We start from the raw sequence: 13,519 nt of genomic DNA, 5'->3' as shown, positions 1-13,519 counted from the left end.
AGCGCCTCCGAGGGCGAGCCTCGGAACAAGCAAGCGAATGTCTAGAGCGGGCTTGAACGGATCGCCTTCAGGCGATCCGCTCTTCGACCCCCGGATGCCCCAGGAATGCGCTCGGGCTCGCCGTCGCGCCATAGGCGCCCGAGGCGAACACTGCGATCACATCCCCCACTTCGGCGCGCGGCAGCGCCACGCGGTCTGCCAGCCGGTCGAGCGGCGTGCACAGCGGCCCGACCACCGTCACCACTTCCTCCGCCGGGTCCTGCATCCGGTGCGCCACCGCGACCGGATAGTTCCGCCGCACGACCGTGCCGAAATTGCCGGTCGCGGCGAGGTGGTGGTTGAGGCCGCCGTCCACCACCAGGAAGGTCTCGCCCTGGCTCTCCTTCCGGTCGATCACGCGGGCAAGGTACACGCCCGCCTCGCCGACCAGCCAGCGGCCCAGTTCGATCGCATATTCCGTATCGAGGCCCCGGATCGCCTCGTCCAACGCCGCGCCCACGGCTTCGACATCGAGCGCCGTATCGCCGGGGAAATAGGGGATGCCGAAGCCGCCGCCGAGATTGACCAAGGGCGGCATCGCCCCCGCTTCGCAGGCCAGCCGCGCGGCAAGCGCCACGGTCGCCGCCTGGGTCTCGATCACCGCGGCGGCATCGAGCGCCTGCGATCCGGCAAAGATATGGAAGCCGCGCCACTCGGCGCCCGCCGCGATCACCCGCCTGACCAGCGCCGCCGCGCGCGCGGCATCGACCCCGAAGGGCGAGGCCCGCCCGCCCATCTTCATCCCCGACCCGCGCAGCTCGAAGTCCGGGTTCACCCGCACCGCCAGGCGCGGCACGATGCCCAGCTGCTCGCCAATGGCAAAGGCACGCTCCGCTTCGGCTTCCGATTCGAGATTGAGCGTCGCGCCTTCCCGGATCGCCGCCTCCAGCTCGAAATCGCGCTTGCCCGGCCCGGCGAAGCTGATCTGCGCCGCCGCCATGATGTCGCGCGCCCTGGCCAGCTCGCCCGCCGAGGCTACGTCCATCCCGTCGACCAGCGGCGCGATCCGCGCCAGCAGCGACGGGAACGGGTTGGCCTTGATCGCATAATGTACGCCGATCCTGGCAGGCAGCGCCGCGCGCAGCCGCTTCACCCGCGCTTCTACGACCGCGAAGTCGTAGACATAGGCCGGCGTGCGCACATCGAGCCATGGAAGCGTCTGGAGTGCTGCGAACTCGGGCGGGATCGGGCCGGAAGGCTTGGCGGTAACGGTCACTTCCCACTCCCCTTGTCGTCACCCCAGCGAAAGCCGGGGCCCAAGGTCACCGGTGACGCCGCTTCTGGCTCCGGGTCCCGGCTTTCGCCGGGATGACGAAGTGTTTCCCTCAACGCCGCCCGATCCAGCTTGCCATTGGCGTTTCTGGGCAGCTCCACACGCCAATCATAGCGCGCAGGTTGCAGGAAGCTCGGCAATTCGCGCCGCAGCCGATCGCGCAGTTCCGCCTCGCGGCCACCGTCCCCCCGCGCAACCACCATGATCGCCTGGCCCAGCCGGTCGTCGGGCACCCCGAACGCCGCCGCCTCGCCGGTCTCCCCACCCGAAAGCACGGCTTCCTCGATCTCGGTCGGGCTGATCCGGTTACCGGCCGACTTGATCATCTCGTCGTCGCGCCCGACGAAGCGCAGCAGCCCGTCTTCGCCCCGCCGCACCGTGTCGCCCGACCAGACTGCCATGCCGCCGCTTTCCGAGAACGCAGGGGCCGCACGGAAGCGCTGCGCGGTCCGCTCGGCGTCCTGCCAATACCCCTGGGCGACCAGAGGGCCCGCATGGACCAGTTCGCCCTGAGAGGCGGGCTCCCCGTCAGGGCCGACCACGAGAACTTCGGCGAACGGAACGGCCGTTCCGATCGAATCGGGATTGGCATCGACCAAGGTTGGATCGAGATAGGTCGATCGGAACGCCTCTGTCAGCCCGTACATCGGATAGAGGTCGGCGTGGGGAAAGCGCGCCCGCAGGTCGCGCACCATCTTAGCGGTAAGCGCGCCCCCTGAATTGGTTAGGCGCCGAAGCTTGGACGCGGTCTCAACCGGCCAGTCCGCCTCGAGCAGCTGCACCCACAGTGGCGGCACCCCGGCGAGGCTGGTGATCCCGAACCGGCCCACTGCCTTGATGACGTCGCGCGCGGTCAGGTAATCCAGGGGGACGACCCGCCCGCCGGCCGCCCAGGTCGAGAAGAGCTGGTTCTGCCCATAATCGAAACTTAGCGGCAGCACGCCGAGAACCCGATCCTCAGATTCAATATGAAGATAATGCGCCACGCTGATGGCTCCGAGCCATAAATTGGCATGGCTCAACATCACGCCCTTGGGCATTCCGGTCGATCCGGAGGTATAGAGGATCGCCGCCAGCGTGTCGGTGTCAACATCCGAGACCGAAAGCGTCCGCTGCGAGGTGAGCGAGGTTTCCTCGACCACCCGGCATCCGGCGCGAACATCGCCACCTTCCAGGGACTGGAGGCGTACACTCTGGCTGACCAGCGCCCGTGCCCCCGAATCGGCCAGGATATGCGCCACCTGCGCCCGCTTGAGCGCCGGGTTGATCGGCACATGCACCAGCCCCGCCCGCACCGCCGCCAGCGGCATCATGCACGCCGTCCGCGTCTTGGGCAGCCAGCTCGCCACCCGGTCGCCGGGGTTCAGCCCCAGGTCCTGCAGGGCCGCGGCCATGCCGCCCACGGTCGCTTCCAGCTCGGCATAGCTGAGCGTGCCGGCCTTGTCCTCCAGCGCCACGGCATCGGGCTTCCCCCTCGCGGGCAGGCTATCCAGGGGCCGGGGAACAGGGTCGAGTTCGATCACGGGACTACCCTTACCCTTGGCAGCGGCGGCGCCAACCCTTAGGGCAACGAAAAACCTCCTAGGGGAAGTGCATTGCAGCCCGATGGGTCGCTCCAAGTCGAAGATACCGTCCGCGGCGTTCTCCGCGATGTCCTCGGGCTAAGTGCCGAGCGCGTCGCCGATTTCCGTGCGGATACCCCCCTGTTCGGTGCCCTGCCCGAGCTCGATTCGCTCGCCGTTGCCGGCGTGCTCACCGAGCTGGAGGACCGGCTCGGCATCCTGATCGAGGATGACGAGGTGGACGGCGAGATGCTGGAAAGCTTCGGCGCCCTCACCCGCTTCGCCGCCGCCAAGGCGCTCGGGTGATCGGTCACTACGACTGGCCCGGCGGGCGGGAAGCGATGCTTCGCTTCGGCCCTGCACACGGTCCGGTCGTAGTCGCGGCGCTGCCCCTCTTCGAGGAAGCCAACCGCACCCGCGCCTTCGTGGTGACGATCCTGCGCCTCCTCGCCGAGCGCGGCATCGCCGGCGCGCTGCCCGATCTGCCCGGCCAGGGCGAGAGCCTGGTGCCGACCAGCAAGTCCTCGATCCTCAAGATGCAGGACGCGTTCAACTTCGCCTGCGACACCTTCGATCGCGAGGGGCGCAGCTGCTACGCGATGAGCCTTCGCAGTGGCGCGCTGCTCGACACGCTCGCCCCCGTCGCTGGGCGCTGGCACTTCGCCCCGATGCTCGGCGACAAGCTTTTGCGAGAGCTCAAGCGAGCGGCGATCGCTGCTGATCCGCAACGCCATGACCTGGATTCGCTGATCTTCGGCGGCGACACCTCGGTCGAGATCGCCGGCAACCTGCTTTCCCCGATCCTGCTCGGCGAACTCCCCACCGCCCGCCCCGCGCCGGGCGCGCGGATCGTCCGTCTCGTCTCCGACACCGCCGACGCCGACCAAAGGGTAGAAGGCAGCCCGCTATGGCGCCGCGCAGAACCGGACAATGATCCGGCTCTCGCCGCGGTCCTCGCCGACGATATCGCCGCCTGGCTCCGCTCGTGCGAAGGCTGATCGAGTTCACCTGCGCCGGCGAAACGCTGATCGGCACGCTCGATGAGGCGGCAGAGACCACCGGCCTGCTGATCGTCTCGGGCGGCAACGAGATCCGCATCGGTGCGCATCGCGGCATGGCGCTGCTCGCCGAGCGCATCGCCCGCGCCGACTATCCGGTCCTGCGCTTCGATCGCCGCGGGATCGGCGATTCGCCCGGCCGGAATGGCGGCTATGCGGCGAGCGCCGAGGATATCGCCGCCGCCGCCCAGGCCTTTCGGGAGACCGGCGTGGAGAGGATCGTCGCCTATGGCAATTGCGACGCCGCCACCGCTCTTGCCTTCTTCCATGCCCGGGCCGGCATCGACGCACTGGTCCTCGCCAACCCCTGGGCGATCGAAGCCAGCGACGAGATGCCCCCCGCCGCAGCGATCCGCGCGCATTATGCGAGCAAGCTGCGCGACCCCAAGGAGTGGCTAAGGCTGCTGCGCGGCGGCGTGAATATCGCCAAGCTGGTCAAGGGCTTGCGCAAGGCCTCGCAGACACCGCCCGAAGTGCCCACCGATATCGCCGCCCACTTCGCCGCGTCGCTTGGCGAGGCCAAGGTGCCGGTGACGATCCTGCTCGCCAAGGGAGACAATACGGCGATCGCCTTCGCCGACGCCTTCAAGGGCGCGGCGTTCGACGCAGCGCGGGCGAAGGCGAAGGTCGAGCAGATCGACAGCGCGAGCCACAGCTTCGCCAGCGCCGCGGACAAGGATTGGCTGTTCGAGCGGGTGTTGAACCAACTCGTCACCCCGGCGAAAGCCGGGGTCTCAGGCGGCTAGCGCTTGCGGCACAAGATCCCGGCTTTCGCCGGGATGACGACTAGATCACTCCGCAGCGTGCTCCACCACCGTTTCGAAGTCCGCCTCGGCCAGGAAGCGCTCCGCCTCCAGCGCAGCCATGCAGCCGGTGCCGGCGGCGGTTACCGCTTGGCGGTAATGCTTGTCCATCACGTCGCCGCACGCGAACACACCCGGCACGCTGGTCTTGGTCGTGCCGGTCTCGACGGTGATGTACCCGTCCGAATCGAGATCGATGTGGCCGCGGAACAGCTCGGTCGCCGGGTGATGGCCGATCGCGACGAAACCGCCATCGACTTCGATCTGCGACAGCTCTCCGGTATTCATGTCCTTCAGCTCGATCGCCACCAGCCCCTCGGGGTTGCCGCCGCCGATGAAGCGCTCGACCTTCTTGTTCCACATGACGTTGATCCGCTCATTGGCGAACAGACGCTGCTGCAGGATCTTCTCTGCGCGGAACGAGTCGCGGCGGTGGATCACGGTCACGTCATGGCTGTGATTGGTGAGGTAGAGCGCCTCTTCCACCGCGGTGTTGCCGCCGCCGATCACCGCCACCTTCTTGCCGCGGAAGAAGAAACCGTCGCAGGTCGCGCAGGCGCTTACGCCCTTGCCCTGGAGCAGCCGCTCCGAATCGAGGCCGAGCCACTTGGCCTGTGCGCCGGTGGCGATCACCAGCACGTCGCCCAGATAGATGGTGCCGCTGTCGCCGACCATGCGGAACGGGCGCTGAGTCACATCGACCTCGACGATCGTGTCCCACATCATCTGCGCGCCGACATGTTCGGCCTGGGCCTGCATCTCCTGCATCAGCCAGGGGCCCTGGATCACGTCGCGGAAGCCGGGGTAGTTCTCGACATCGGTGGTGGTCATCAGCTGGCCGCCGGGCTGGATGCCCTGCACCACGATCGGCGCCATGCCGGCGCGCGCGCCATAGATGGCGGCGGTAAGGCCGGCGGGGCCGGAGCCGAGGATCAGCATGCGAGTGGAATGAGTGGCGGTCATCATGGCTTCCGAATTGGTAAGCCCCGCATCTAGGGGCTGGGCAAGGCTCGAGGCAACATGGGTAGTATAGGGCCGCCCGCAATGGCTGTGGACAACAGCTTTGGCTCAGGCGCCCCAAGCCCGGCTAGGCGCCCGCCACTTCGATCGATCCGATCGCGATCGTCTCGCCTTCCGCGGCGCCCGCGGTGGCGACCCGCGCGAAGACCACGCTCAGATCGGCCAGCTCCAGCCCCTGCGCCTCGCGACGGATCACTTCGCCGACCGGCAGCTCGATCCGTGCCATGCCGTCGTCGCTATGGTGGCGCGCCGCGGCGATCTGGAAGGGACCTATCGAGCCGAGCAGGCATTCGGGAACGGTGCGTCCTTCGCCGTCCAGGTCCAGATAGAGATCGTAGAAATAGCCGCCGAGCTGACCGCCGCCGCTCAGCGTGACCTGGTCGAGCACGATCGTCACGTCGTCGGGCACGAAGCCGGCGTCGCGCGAACGCTGGAGTGGCTCGCGCTGATACTGGGCCTCGCCCAGCCAGATGCCGCGATAGGGCACCGGCGCGGGCGCCGCGGCCATTGCCATGGGCGGGGCCATCTCGGCCGGTGGAGGTGCGGCGGCAGGCGGTGGCGGGGGCGCCATCACGGGTGCCGGCGCACGACGCACCGGTGCCGGCGCATGCGGCCGAACCGCTCCAGCCGCGGGTGACTTCACCGCCACCCCCGGCAATCTGAGTTCGGGATAGCGATAGCCGAGCCCGGCGCCGTCCAGCGCCCTGTTCCGATCGAGCCCGATCCCCTCGGCATAGTCGAAGCGCCCCGCCCAATAGGCGTCGCTCGCCGGTGGCATTGCCCGCCCCTGCCCCGCCGCGCTCCACGCCGCCCAGAGCCGGTCGACATTGGCGTGATGGACCCAGAAGATCATGTCCGAAGGCGAGAGCATGCTCGCCATCCGCCCGCCGACGAGATTGTGGACCTTGTTGTGGAAGGCCTCGACCTCCGCCTCGAAACACTCGGCGCTGCCGCCGCGCTGGAAGCCGGTGACCTGTGGCGCGAAGGCGGCGAAGCCCAGCGCCTTGCCGACCTCGCCGCCGATGCGCGGCTCGAACAACGGGTTGGTTGCGGAATTGCCGGCGCTGAACTCGGCGGGAATGCGCGGGTCGGCGAAATAATCCCAATAGGGCACCCTGAGCGTCGCCGATCCCGAGATCTCGCGCAGCTTCGCTTCGAACAAATGGAGATAGCCGCGGTGCCAGGCGAGGAAATAGGGCTGGCCATGCGGGCAATGCTGCATGTGGACCATCGGCCAGAAGGCCCAGCTGGCGGGGCTGCGGGCATCCGGATTGGCCTTCATCCGCCGCACTGCCTCGACGAGGCGCGCATAGTCAGGCGTACGGCGAAACTCGGCCCAAGGTAGCCGCGGCTGCGTAGGTGCCTCGGGCAGCGCCGCGAGCGCAGGCGCTACGCCCAATGTGGCCAAGGCCGCCAATATCCCCCGTCGATCCAGCACGCCTCGCCTCCCCCGATTCGCGACGGCGCATCATGGGGAGCGCGGGCAGCGCTGCCTAGCCGCCGTTCCCGAGGTATTTCCCGGGGATCGGACGCTCCGGCGTCTCCTGGTCCCAGGCGATGTTGAGGATCCACCAGCGCTTGCCGTCATGGAACAGCTGGATGCTGTTGATCCCCCGATCCGCCCGCGGCTTGCCATCCACCTCGCGTGCCGAGGCATAGGTGGAGAAGACGTGATAGATGCTGCCGAACACCTCGGTTCGGCGCGCGAGTTCCTTCTCGTGGAAGCCGGATGCCTCGAGCATGGCGGCGCGGCCGACATAGTCGTCGACCGTCACCACCCGCGCGACGCGGCCGCCTTCCTTGTTCGTGCCGGTGGGGATCATGTGCGCACCGGGGAAGAACAGGCTGCGGAAGCGGCCCCAGTCGCGCTTCACGCCCTTGTCGCCCGAGATCACGTCATAGAGCGAAGCCAGGATCGCATCGAGCGAGCCGACATCCTGCGGGTTCGCCGCGGGCGCCGCTTCGGCGGCCGGCGGCGGCACGGTTTGGGCAATGGCCGCCGGAGCGAGCAGCGTGAGGCAGGTGAGCGTGGCCAGGAGCGTGCGCATGATTTCCCCTTCTAGGTCGCAGGCCGCACTATCGAAGCGCGCGCCACGCCCGGCAAGCATGCTGTCAATCCCGCCGGTCCTGCGTCGAACGCCGTCTCCGGCACCCCAAAAGAGTGACTCCGTCCGCCCCGGGAGTGATGGCGCCACCGCACGCGCCACGCGAAACAGGGATGCGCCTCCTCGCTCCCCCGGGGCCGGGCGCAGGCGCAGCGCCTGCCCACTCCGCGCTGCGACCGGCGGGCGCGCCGAGTCCCCAGCACGGCGCGCCCGCCGACGCCCTTGGCGCGCGCGGTGCAGGTCGGTCTCGCAGCTATCGGAAGGTTCGCTTGGTAGCGGAGGAGGGACTTGAACCCCCGACCCCAGGATTATGATTCCCGTGCTCTAACCAACTGAGCTACTCCGCCCCAAAACAGGGCTTTGCGCCAAGCGAAGCGGCCACATAGGTCCCGCCCGCCGGTCGGTCAAGCGAACATGTGGCGGGAATGCGCTTCCCACGGCCCGCCGCGATAATGCCAGCTCGCCAGCCCCGCGATTTCCACCTCGCGGGGCACGAAATCGCGCAACAATGCCGTCAGCACCGCCTTGGCCAGCACCGGGCGAACCTTGTTCTGGATGGTCACGTGCGGGCGCCAGCGGCCGGCGTCCTGGGGCGTCAACAGCCCGGCAAAGGCTTCGACCAGCCCCGCGCGGATCGCCACCAGCTCGGGCGCCTCTATCCGGTAGGCGACTCCGCCGCCCAGCGACATCAGCCCGGTCACCCTGGCCCGGGGCGCGCACACCCCGCGCGTTTCGACCGACAGCCGATGCTTGAGCTCGTCCGCCACCGAGGGCGGCAGCTGGTGGAACAGCGTCAGATGCGCGTCGAGCACATTGCGCTCGGGCGGGTAATGCTCGCGGCGCAGCGCATTGAACCAGGCCTGGTCCTGGCGCCCGAACAGCGCCGTCACCACGAGCGGCGCAGGTCGTTCGCCCCGGACCTGATCCGGGGTCAAATCTCGACCTGGCTGCCCAGCTCGACCACGCGGTTGGTGGGCAGGCGGAAGAACTCCATCGCGCTTTCCGCGTTGCGCAGCATCCAGGCGAACAGCTTCTCGCGCCAGATCATCATCCCCGGCCGCGACGAGGCGAGCAACGTCTGCCTGGCCAGGAAGAAGCTGGTCTCCATCATCTTGAACTCGGGCCCGCAGCTGCTGGCCTGCTTGAGCGCGGCGGGCACGTCCGCCTCCTGCATGAAGCCATAGGCCAGGATCATGCGGTGAAAGCCCTTGCCCAGATCGTCGACATGCATGCGGTGCTCGTCGGGAACATAGGGCACGTCCTTGATCTTCACCGTCAGCAGGATGACGCGGTCGTGGAGCACCTTGTTGTGCTTGAGGTTGTGCAGCAGCGCGTGCGGCACCCCGTCCGGCGTCGAGGTCATGAACACCGCGGTGCCCGGCACGCGCGTCGCCGCGGTCGCGGCGGAGGTGATGAAGATCTTGATCGGCATCGCGCTCTCGCGAAGCCGGTTGATCATCAGCTGGCGGCCCTTCGACCAGGTGGTCAGCAGCGTGAACACCACGAAGCCGACGAACAGCGGGAACCAGCCGCCGTCGGGCACCTTGGTCAGGTTCGCCGCGAAATAGGCCAGGTCGACGGTAAAGAACACCGCGAGCAGCGGGATCGCGTAGCGCTTCTTCCACTTCCACAGCGAGAACAGGACGACCGCCAGCAGGCAGTTGTCGATCAGCATCGCGCCGGTGACGGCGATGCCATACGCCGCGGTGAGGTTCGACGAGGTGCGGAAGGTCAGCACCAGCAGGATCACCATGATCATCAGCGCCCAGTTGATGAGCGGGATGTAGATCTGGCCGGCGGTCGATGCGCTGGTATGCTCGATGCGCAGCCGCGGCACGAAGCCGAGCTGGATCGCCTGCTGCGTCACTGAGAAGGCGCCCGAGATCACCGCCTGCGACGCGATAACCGCGGCCATCGTCGCCAGGATGACGAGCGGGAACTGCAACGCCTCGGGAGCGAGCATGTAGAAGGGGCTGTGCAGCGCCGCCGGGTGACGCATCAGCAGCGCGCCCTGCCCCATGTAATTGAGGATCAGCGCGGGCAGCACGAACCACAGCCACGAAACGCGGATAGGCTTGCGGCCGAAATGGCCCATGTCGGCATAGAGCGCCTCCGCGCCGGTCACCGCCAGCACGACCGAGCCGAGCGCCAGGAACCCGCGCAGCGGATCGTTCGCCAGGAACAGGAAGGCGTGATGCGGCGACAGCGCGTAGAGGATCTCGGGCGTCTGGATCAGGCTGAGCGTGCCCAGCGTCGCGATCGTCAGGAAGTAGAACAGCATGATCGGGCCGAAAAAGGCGCCGACGCGCGACGTGCCCGTACGCTGGATCGAGAAGAGCAGGACCAGGATCACCACCGCGATCGGCAGCACCAGCCTGGCGAAGCCGGGCGCCGCGACCGAGAGGCCCTCGACCGCGGACAGCACCGACACCGCCGGCGTGATCATCGAATCGCCGTAGAAGAGCGCGGTGGCGAACACGCCGAGCAGCACGATCCCCTGGGTCCAGCGCTTGGGATTGCCGCTGCTGCGCGAGATCAGCGCGAGCAGCGCCAGGCTGCCGCCCTCGCCCTTGTTGTCCGCGCGCATGATGATCGTGACGTATTTCAGCGTCACCACCACCATCATCGACCAGAACATCAGGCTGATCACGCCCATGATGTGCATCGTGTCGAGGGCCAGCTTGTGGTGCCCTGCAAAGGTCTCGCGGAATGCGTAGAGCGGGCTGGTGCCGATATCGCCGAAGACGATGCCGATCGCGCCGATCGCCAGCTTCCACGACGCGTCATGGCCATGGCCATGCGCGGCGTGCACGTCAAATTCTGCCGGAGCCGACGGTGCGGCTCCTTCTGGGGTGCTGTTCACGGGCGCGGACGTCGCGTCGGAAAGGAAACGGACCTGGCCATGCGACCTGCGTTCTCGATCTTCTAATTGCGGCGCGCGGTTAGCACGCGCAGCATGTGCAATCAACGAATGTCGTTACGCTGGGGAGGACGCGCAAGGGGGCGTCGGGTTCCACCGGAATGAACGCGGCGTCATCCGGTGCGCCATTTGCCCACCGGCAGATTCGCGATCGACCAGTTCCCGATGCTCCACCGCACCAGCCGCAGGGTCGGATGCCCCACCGCCGCCGTCATCCGGCGGACCTGGCGATTGCGTCCTTCGCGAAGGGTCAGCTTCACCCAGCAATCGGGAATGCTCGCCCGTTGCCGGATGGGAGGATCGCGGGGCCACAGCGCAGGAGCCTCGATTCGCTCGGCCAGCGCCGGCAGGGTCGGGCCGTCCTTCAGCAGCACGCCGGTTCGCAGGCGGTCCAGAACGGCCGCGTCGGGCTCGCCCTCGACCTGGACGAGATAGGTCTTGGGCAGCTTGAACTTCGGATCGGCGATCCGCGCCTGCAACTTGCCGTCATCGGTCAGCAGGAGCAGCCCCTCGCTGTCCCGGTCCAGCCGGCCGGCGGGATAGACCCCCGGCACATCGACGAAGTCGGACAGCGTCGCGCGCGCCGTTTCCGTACCGCGATCCGTGAACTGGCTCAGGACGCCATAGGGCTTGTTGAGCAGGATGAGCCGAGTCACGCCGGGAAAGCCTTGCGATGGGAAAGGGGCGAAATTCTCGGTACGTCGGGATCGGTCATGGGCGATTGTATCGCGTATCAGCCATGATCGCCAAGCTTGCGCCCCAGGTTGATCGACATTCAAGCCGGGATGGCCGGCCGGCGGCGAGCATCGGGCAAGAGGCTCTTTGCGCAGCGGGCGGCGCCGGACCCCGGGACAAGGCCGGGGTGACGGCGGAACGACGGCCGCAATATCCTTCATCTGAATGTCGATATAACCCTGGGGCCTGATCCTACCGCCCCGCCCCGAACAGCGCCTCCGCCTCGCTCCGCGTCGGCACCGCGCGCAGCACGAAGCTGGAATTGATCGTCACCACCCCCGGCAACCGCCCGAGATGCTCGCGGTGGAGGCGCTCATAATCGTCCAGGTCGCGCGCCAGGATCTTCAACCGGTAGTCCTGCCCGCCCGAGACCAGCGCGCACTCGACCACCCCATCGATCTGCGCCACCGCCGCCTCGAAGCGAGCAAGGTCCTCCTCCACCTGCGTGCCCAGCGTGATGTCGACGAGCGCGGTGATCCGGAAACCCAGCCGGCGATGCCCGAGTCGCGCGCCATAGCCCTGGACATGCCCCGATGCCTCGAGCGCCTGGATCCGCCGGGTACAGGCCGATTGCGAAAGTCCCACCTGCGCGGCGATGGCACTTACCGGCGCCCGCGCGTCTGCTGCGAGCGACTTGAGGATAGCTGCGTCGATCCTGTCCATCTTGCATGGATAGCCGAATTTCGAGCGATTTACAGCAATTCCATGCAACGAGCTTTCGCAGCCATCCTATCTTTGCAAGGATTCGCGGCCCCGGATGCGATATCGTGCGCGCCAACCGCATCTCACGGAGGCTTTCATGCGCATCGGCGTTCCCAAGGAAATCAAGAATCACGAATATCGCGTCGGCCTGACCCCGGCTTCGGTGGCCGAGCTGGTCCATGCCGGCCATGAAGTGCTGGTCGAGACCAAGGCCGGCATGGGCATCGATTTCGACGATTCGGCCTATACAGCCGTTGGCGCCAGGATCGCCCCCGACGCCGCTTCGGTGTTCGCCGGCTCGGACATGATCGTGAAGGTCAAGGAGCCGCAGCCGGGCGAGATCGCGATGCTCGAGTCGCGCCACCTGCTGTTCACCTATCTCCACCTCGCCGCCGACAAGCCCCAGGCCGAGGGCCTGATGAAGTCGGGCGCGACTTGCATCGCCTATGAGACGGTGACGTCGAACTCGGGCGCCCTCCCCCTCCTGAAGCCGATGAGCGAAGTCGCCGGCCGCATGTCGATCCAGGTCGCCTCGCACTATCTCGAAAAGGAACAGGGCGGCCGCGGCGAGCTGCTCGGCGGCGTGCCGGGCGTGGCGCCGTGCAAGGTCGCGATCCTCGGCGGCGGCGTCTCGGGCATCAACGCCGCGCAGATGGCAACCGGCCAGCGTGCCGACGTGACGATCTACGACATCAGCAACGAGCGCCTGGCCGAGCTCGACATGCATTTCGGCAGCCAGATCAAGACCGCCTATGCCTCGAAGGCCGCGATCGCGGAGGCGGTGCGTACGTCGCAGGTCGTGATCGGCGCGGTCCTGGTGCCCGGCGCCGCGGCGCCGAAGCTGGTGACCAGGGACATGCTCAAGACGATGATGCGCGGCTCGGTGCTGGTCGACATCGCGATCGACCAGGGCGGCTGCTTCGAGACCAGCCATGCCACCACGCATGACAACCCGGTCTATGAAGTCGACGGCATCATCCATTATTGCGTCGCCAACATGCCGGGCGCGGTCGCCCGCACCTCGGCCTTCGCGCTCAACAATGCGACGCTGCCGTTCGTGCTCAAGCTCGCCAATCTCGGTGCCGAGGGCGCGATGAAGGCCGACAAGCACCTCGCCAACGGCCTCAACGTCTACAAGGGCAAAATCGCGTTCAAGGCCGTCGCCGACGATCTCGACCTGCCGTTCGAAGCTTGGGCGGGCTGATCCGCCACGCCCTTGCGAAATAGGATTTCACATGTTTGGCTGGAGCGGCCCGGGGGCAACCTCGGCCGCTCTTTTCCATTGTAGGAACAATAGGATAG

General features: G+C 67.5%; 13 protein-coding genes and 1 tRNA gene. 4 read left to right on the top strand and 10 right to left on the bottom strand.

What is annotated here, in order from left to right:
- Nucleotides 1-67: 67 nt before the first annotated feature.
- Both AC1RPL_RS20265 and AC1RPL_RS20260 read right to left on the bottom strand, forming a co-directional pair.
- Nucleotides 68-1,255: a pyridoxal-dependent decarboxylase, exosortase A system-associated gene (locus AC1RPL_RS20265; protein WP_493071990.1), complete on the bottom strand. Its 1,188-nt coding sequence runs from the start codon at nucleotides 1,253-1,255 to the stop codon at nucleotides 68-70.
- A complete protein-coding gene (locus AC1RPL_RS20260) occupies nucleotides 1,252-2,835 on the bottom strand; it encodes an acyl-CoA ligase (AMP-forming), exosortase A system-associated (RefSeq protein WP_493071988.1) in 1,584 nt (527 codons plus the stop codon). The genes AC1RPL_RS20265 and AC1RPL_RS20260 overlap by 4 nt, the downstream gene beginning before the upstream one ends.
- A 72-nt stretch (nucleotides 2,836-2,907) precedes the next feature.
- On the opposite strand from AC1RPL_RS20260, the gene AC1RPL_RS20255 reads away from it, so the two are divergent.
- Genes AC1RPL_RS20255 through AC1RPL_RS20245 form a run of 3 tightly spaced genes read left to right on the top strand, consistent with a single transcriptional unit; the run spans nucleotide 2,908 to nucleotide 4,678 of the window.
- The gene (locus AC1RPL_RS20255; protein ID WP_180140008.1) at nucleotides 2,908-3,180 is read left to right on the top strand and encodes an acyl carrier protein; all 273 of its coding nucleotides are present in this window, start codon (nucleotides 2,908-2,910) and stop codon (nucleotides 3,178-3,180) included.
- Nucleotides 3,177-3,872, top strand: coding sequence for an alpha/beta hydrolase family protein (locus tag AC1RPL_RS20250; RefSeq protein WP_493071986.1), 696 nt, complete (start codon nucleotides 3,177-3,179; stop codon nucleotides 3,870-3,872). The genes AC1RPL_RS20255 and AC1RPL_RS20250 overlap by 4 nt, the downstream gene beginning before the upstream one ends.
- Complete coding sequence (locus AC1RPL_RS20245) at nucleotides 3,860-4,678, top strand: hydrolase 1, exosortase A system-associated (RefSeq protein WP_493071984.1); 819 nt, start codon at nucleotides 3,860-3,862, stop codon at nucleotides 4,676-4,678. The genes AC1RPL_RS20250 and AC1RPL_RS20245 overlap by 13 nt, the downstream gene beginning before the upstream one ends.
- A gap of 45 nt (nucleotides 4,679-4,723) precedes the next feature.
- Here the strand turns inward: AC1RPL_RS20245 and trxB are convergent, their stop codons facing one another.
- The 8 genes from trxB to AC1RPL_RS20205 form a co-directional block, all read right to left on the bottom strand.
- Nucleotides 4,724-5,698, bottom strand: a complete 975-nt coding sequence (gene trxB, locus AC1RPL_RS20240) for a thioredoxin-disulfide reductase (RefSeq protein ID WP_493071982.1) — start codon at nucleotides 5,696-5,698, stop codon at nucleotides 4,724-4,726.
- Nucleotides 5,699-5,822: 124 nt separating this feature from the next.
- The gene (locus tag AC1RPL_RS20235) at nucleotides 5,823-7,193 is read right to left on the bottom strand and encodes a tyrosinase family protein (RefSeq protein ID WP_493071981.1); all 1,371 of its coding nucleotides are present in this window, start codon (nucleotides 7,191-7,193) and stop codon (nucleotides 5,823-5,825) included.
- Nucleotides 7,194-7,248: 55 nt separating this feature from the next.
- On the bottom strand, nucleotides 7,249-7,803 hold the full coding sequence (locus AC1RPL_RS20230; protein ID WP_493071980.1) for a hypothetical protein: 555 nt from the start codon (nucleotides 7,801-7,803) through the stop codon (nucleotides 7,249-7,251).
- 327 nt (nucleotides 7,804-8,130) lie between these two features.
- A tRNA-Met gene (locus AC1RPL_RS20225) sits at nucleotides 8,131-8,207 on the bottom strand.
- Between the two features lie 57 nt (nucleotides 8,208-8,264).
- Entirely contained in the window at nucleotides 8,265-8,750 is a 486-nt protein-coding gene (locus tag AC1RPL_RS20220; protein WP_493071979.1) for a 2'-5' RNA ligase family protein, read from the bottom strand.
- A 41-nt stretch (nucleotides 8,751-8,791) separates the two neighbouring features.
- Nucleotides 8,792-10,672 (bottom strand): potassium transporter Kup, encoded by a 1,881-nt coding sequence (locus AC1RPL_RS20215; protein ID WP_493071977.1) that lies wholly within the window; start codon nucleotides 10,670-10,672, stop codon nucleotides 8,792-8,794.
- A gap of 221 nt (nucleotides 10,673-10,893) precedes the next feature.
- Complete coding sequence (locus AC1RPL_RS20210) at nucleotides 10,894-11,436, bottom strand: pseudouridine synthase (protein WP_493071975.1); 543 nt, start codon at nucleotides 11,434-11,436, stop codon at nucleotides 10,894-10,896.
- Nucleotides 11,437-11,707: 271 nt separating this feature from the next.
- Nucleotides 11,708-12,178 (bottom strand): Lrp/AsnC family transcriptional regulator, encoded by a 471-nt coding sequence (locus tag AC1RPL_RS20205; RefSeq protein ID WP_493071974.1) that lies wholly within the window; start codon nucleotides 12,176-12,178, stop codon nucleotides 11,708-11,710.
- 136 nt (nucleotides 12,179-12,314) lie between these two features.
- Here AC1RPL_RS20205 and ald point away from each other — a divergent pair, with 136 nt between their 5' ends.
- Nucleotides 12,315-13,421: an alanine dehydrogenase gene (gene ald / locus AC1RPL_RS20200; RefSeq protein ID WP_493071972.1), complete on the top strand. Its 1,107-nt coding sequence runs from the start codon at nucleotides 12,315-12,317 to the stop codon at nucleotides 13,419-13,421.
- Nucleotides 13,422-13,519: the final 98 nt, after the last annotated feature.

The sequence above is a fragment of the Sphingomonas sp. GW821-FHT12D09 genome (genome assembly GCF_058807215.1).
Note: the sequence above shows the minus strand (reverse complement) of the source record. Positions and strands in the feature narration are given on the sequence as shown.

Coding starts and splice junctions, on each gene's coding strand:
- trxB (WP_493071982.1), bottom strand. CDS start 5,698: ATGACCGCCACTCATTCCACTCGCATGCTGATCCTCGGCTCCGGCCCC.
- ald (WP_493071972.1), top strand. CDS start 12,315: ATGCGCATCGGCGTTCCCAAGGAAATCAAGAATCACGAATATCGCGTC.
- AC1RPL_RS20230 (WP_493071980.1), bottom strand. CDS start 7,803: ATGCGCACGCTCCTGGCCACGCTCACCTGCCTCACGCTGCTCGCTCCG.
- AC1RPL_RS20205 (WP_493071974.1), bottom strand. CDS start 12,178: ATGGACAGGATCGACGCAGCTATCCTCAAGTCGCTCGCAGCAGACGCG.